Origin of the sequence: Streptomyces sp. MnatMP-M17, assembly GCF_900091995.1 — a bacterium.
In the GTDB taxonomy this organism is placed as follows: domain Bacteria; phylum Actinomycetota; class Actinomycetes; order Streptomycetales; family Streptomycetaceae; genus Streptomyces.
The window spans coordinates 1-3,116 of the sequence record NZ_FMDK01000049.1 but is presented as its reverse complement, the minus strand read 5'-3'; the positions used below and the strand labels follow the sequence as shown (position 1 = coordinate 3,116).

Annotated in this window: 3 protein-coding genes; all 3 read left to right on the top strand. The window is 70.1% G+C overall.

The genetic code is table 11. From position 1 onward, the window contains the following. Positions 1-115: 115 nt before the first annotated feature. The gene (locus GA0115259_RS02875; RefSeq protein WP_093590355.1) at positions 116-1,141 is read left to right on the top strand and encodes a FecCD family ABC transporter permease; all 1,026 of its coding nucleotides are present in this window, start codon (positions 116-118) and stop codon (positions 1,139-1,141) included. Positions 1,142-1,143: 2 nt separating this feature from the next. Then, positions 1,144-2,232, top strand: a complete 1,089-nt coding sequence (locus tag GA0115259_RS02870) for a FecCD family ABC transporter permease (protein WP_093590352.1) — start codon at positions 1,144-1,146, stop codon at positions 2,230-2,232. 4 nt (positions 2,233-2,236) lie between these two features. Beyond that, positions 2,237-3,116: ABC transporter ATP-binding protein (locus GA0115259_RS02865; RefSeq protein ID WP_256097889.1), on the top strand; the 880-nt coding region annotated here is incomplete at its 3' end.

Genomic DNA, 3,116 nt, shown 5'->3' with positions numbered 1-3,116 from the left:
CGGCTGATGTCACTGCGGGCACGCGAGCCCAGCAAGATCCAAACGAGAGGCCCTAGGCGCTGGCTACAGTGATGGCCCGGCCGCAGAGTAAGGACGTTGACATGGAGAGAGCTCGGTGACCGGCGCGAAAGTCCCTCGGGCGGCGCTTCTGGTGGCGCTGCCCGGCGGCGCCCTTGTCGCCCTGTGTCTGCTGTCCATCGCCTTCGGCGCTCTGAGCGTTCCTCTGGACCAGGTGGTGTCGACTCTCTTCGGCAATCCGCCGAACTCCCGGATCGACAGTGTCATCTGGTCCGTCCGTCTGCCGCGTACCGCGCTGGGACTGGCGGCGGGAGCGGCCCTCGGGCTGTCCGGCTGTCTGATGCAGGCCCTGACACGCAATCCGCTGGCCGATCCGGGTGTGCTCGGCGTCAGCGCGGGCGCGGCCTTCGCCATCGCGGTCTCCGTCGGTGTGTTCAGACTGAGCACCGTCTACGGATATATCTGGTTCGCCTTCGCCGGTGCGCTGTTCGCGAGTGTTCTGGTGTATCTGCTGGGCGGACTCGGCCGGTCCGGTACGACTCCGGTGAAGCTGGCGCTGGCCGGCGTCGCCATCACCTCGCTGCTCTCCTCGCTCACCAGCGCCATCGTTCTCACCGATCCGGACGCCCTGAACCGGTTCCGCTTCTGGGAGGCCGGCTCGCTGGCCAACCAGAACGGCGAGAGCCTCGTCCAGGTGCTGCCGTTCCTCGCCGTCGGTGCCGTACTCGCCCTGTCGATGGCTCCCACGCTCAACAGCCTTGCCCTGGGCGACGATGTGGCGGCCTCGCTGGGAACGCGGCTCGGTCTGATCCGGGTGGTGGGAGTGCTCGCCGTCACTCTGCTCACCGGCGGAGCGGTGGCCGTCATCGGACCCGTGGTTTTCGTCGGACTCGTCGTTCCGCACATCGCGCGGATCCTCACCCAGGCGGCCGGGATCGGCCCCGACCACCGCTGGCTCCTTCCGTTGTCTGCCGTGCTCGCGCCGTGTCTGCTGCTGCTCGCCGATATCGCCGGACGCCTCGTCGCACGGCCGGTCGAGATCCAGGCCGGTGTCCTCGTCGCCTTCATAGGCGGCCCGTTCTTCATCGCGATGGTCCGCCGCCGCCGACTCGCGGAGCTCTGAACATGACCGGTCCGCTGTCCTCCCGTACCACCCGAACTGCCCCGCGCCTCCCCGCCCGTATCGCGTTCCGGCTGGCGCGCCCGCCGGTCTCCGGTGTGCTACGGCCCCGGCTGGTCGTCGTCGGCGTCTGTCTGGCGCTCGCCGGCTTCCTGGTGTTCTGTCTCGGCATCTCCGTGGGCGAGGTCCCGATCGGACTGACTGAGGTGATGCGGTCCCTGGTCGGAGCGGGCGATCCGGGCACCGGTCTCATCGTTCACGAGCTGCGACTGCCGAGGGCGATGACCGGGCTGCTCGTCGGTATCGCCTTCGGAGTCTCCGGCGCCCTCTTCCAGACGATGACGCTCAATCCGCTCGCCAGCCCGGACATGATCGGTATCACGCAAGGTGCCGGCACCGCGGTGGTGGCCGGTGTCGTCCTCGGCCGGGACGCGGGCCTGAGCACCCAATCGCTGGGCCTGTTCGGCGCGTTGACCACCGCGCTGCTGGTGTACGTCCTGGCCTGGAAGCGCGGTACGACCGGCTACCGGATCGTGCTCGTCGGCATCGGCGTCTCCTGGGTCTGCACCAGTCTCACGGACTATCTGATGGCGTACGGCGGGCAGTTCGAGGCACAGGCATCGCTCGGCTGGCTCGTCGGCAACCTCAACGGGCGCGACTGGAACGCCGTCGAGCCGCTGGCGATCGCGCTGGCCGTGCTCGTACCGGTCGCGCTGCTGCTCGGGCGCTGGATGCGGACGCTCCAGCTCGGCGACGATGTGGCGAAGGGCCTCGGGACGCCCGTGCAGGCGGTCCGGCTGGCCACTCTGCTCACGGGCGTCGGACTGATCGCGTTCGGCACGGCCGCGGCGGGACCGGTCGCCTTTGTGGCGCTCGCCGCGCCTCAGGTCGCCCAGCGGCTGGCCCGTACCGCCTGGCCTCCACCGGTCGCCGCCGGGCTGACCGGCGCTCTGATGGTGCTGTCCGCCGATCTGCTCGCGCGCGAGGTGATCCCGGACACCGAACTCCCGGTCGGCGTCGTCACCGGAGTGCTCGGCGCTCCGGTCCTGCTCTGGCTGCTCGTCCGTGCCAACCGCGTCGGCTCAGGAGGCTGAACCCGTGTCATCGAAACCTGTGCATCACACCGGCCCGGATCTGCGGGCCGAGGGCCTGCGGCTGGCATACGACAGCCGTGTGGTGGTCGACGGCCTCGATGTGGCGATCCCACCGGGACGGATCACCGCGATCGTCGGGGCCAACGCGTGCGGGAAGTCCACACTGCTGCGGGCGCTCGCCCGGCTGCTGTCGCCGCGCGCCGGTTCCGTACAACTGGACGGCCACGCCCTGCACTCCATCCCGACGCGGGAGCTGGCCCAGCGGCTCGGCATACTGCCGCAGAGCCCGGTCGCACCGGAAGGGCTGACGGTCGTCGACCTGGTCGGCCGCGGCCGTTCACCGCACCAGACCTGGTGGCGGCAGTGGTCGAGGAGCGACGAGCAGGCCGTCCACGACGCGCTGCGCGCCACCGCCATGACGGACCTCGCCGACCGCCCGGTGGACGAACTCTCCGGCGGCCAGCGGCAGCGCGCGTGGATCGCGATGGCGGTCGCCCAGGGAACGCCCGTACTGCTGCTGGACGAGCCGACGACCTATCTCGACCTGGCACACCAGATCGATGTGCTGGATCTGATCAAGGACCTCAACCGGCACGAGAAGCGCACGGTCGTCATGGTGCTGCACGATCTCAACCAGGCGTGCCGTTACGCCGACCATGTCATCGCGATGAAGGCGGGCGCGATCGCGGCGGAGGGCGCTCCGGCCGAGGTGATCACGGCTCAGACGGTCGAGGACGTCTTCGGTCTGCGCTGTCAGGTGGCCACCGATCCCGTCAGCGGAACGCCGATGATCATCCCGGTGAGCCGCCACCACGACACACCGGACCGGCCGGCCGCCGACGCACCGGCCGCCGATACACCGGACCGGCCGGCCGCCCCCGCGC

Coding starts and splice junctions, on each gene's coding strand:
- GA0115259_RS02870 (WP_093590352.1), top strand. CDS start 1,144: ATGACCGGTCCGCTGTCCTCCCGTACCACCCGAACTGCCCCGCGCCTC.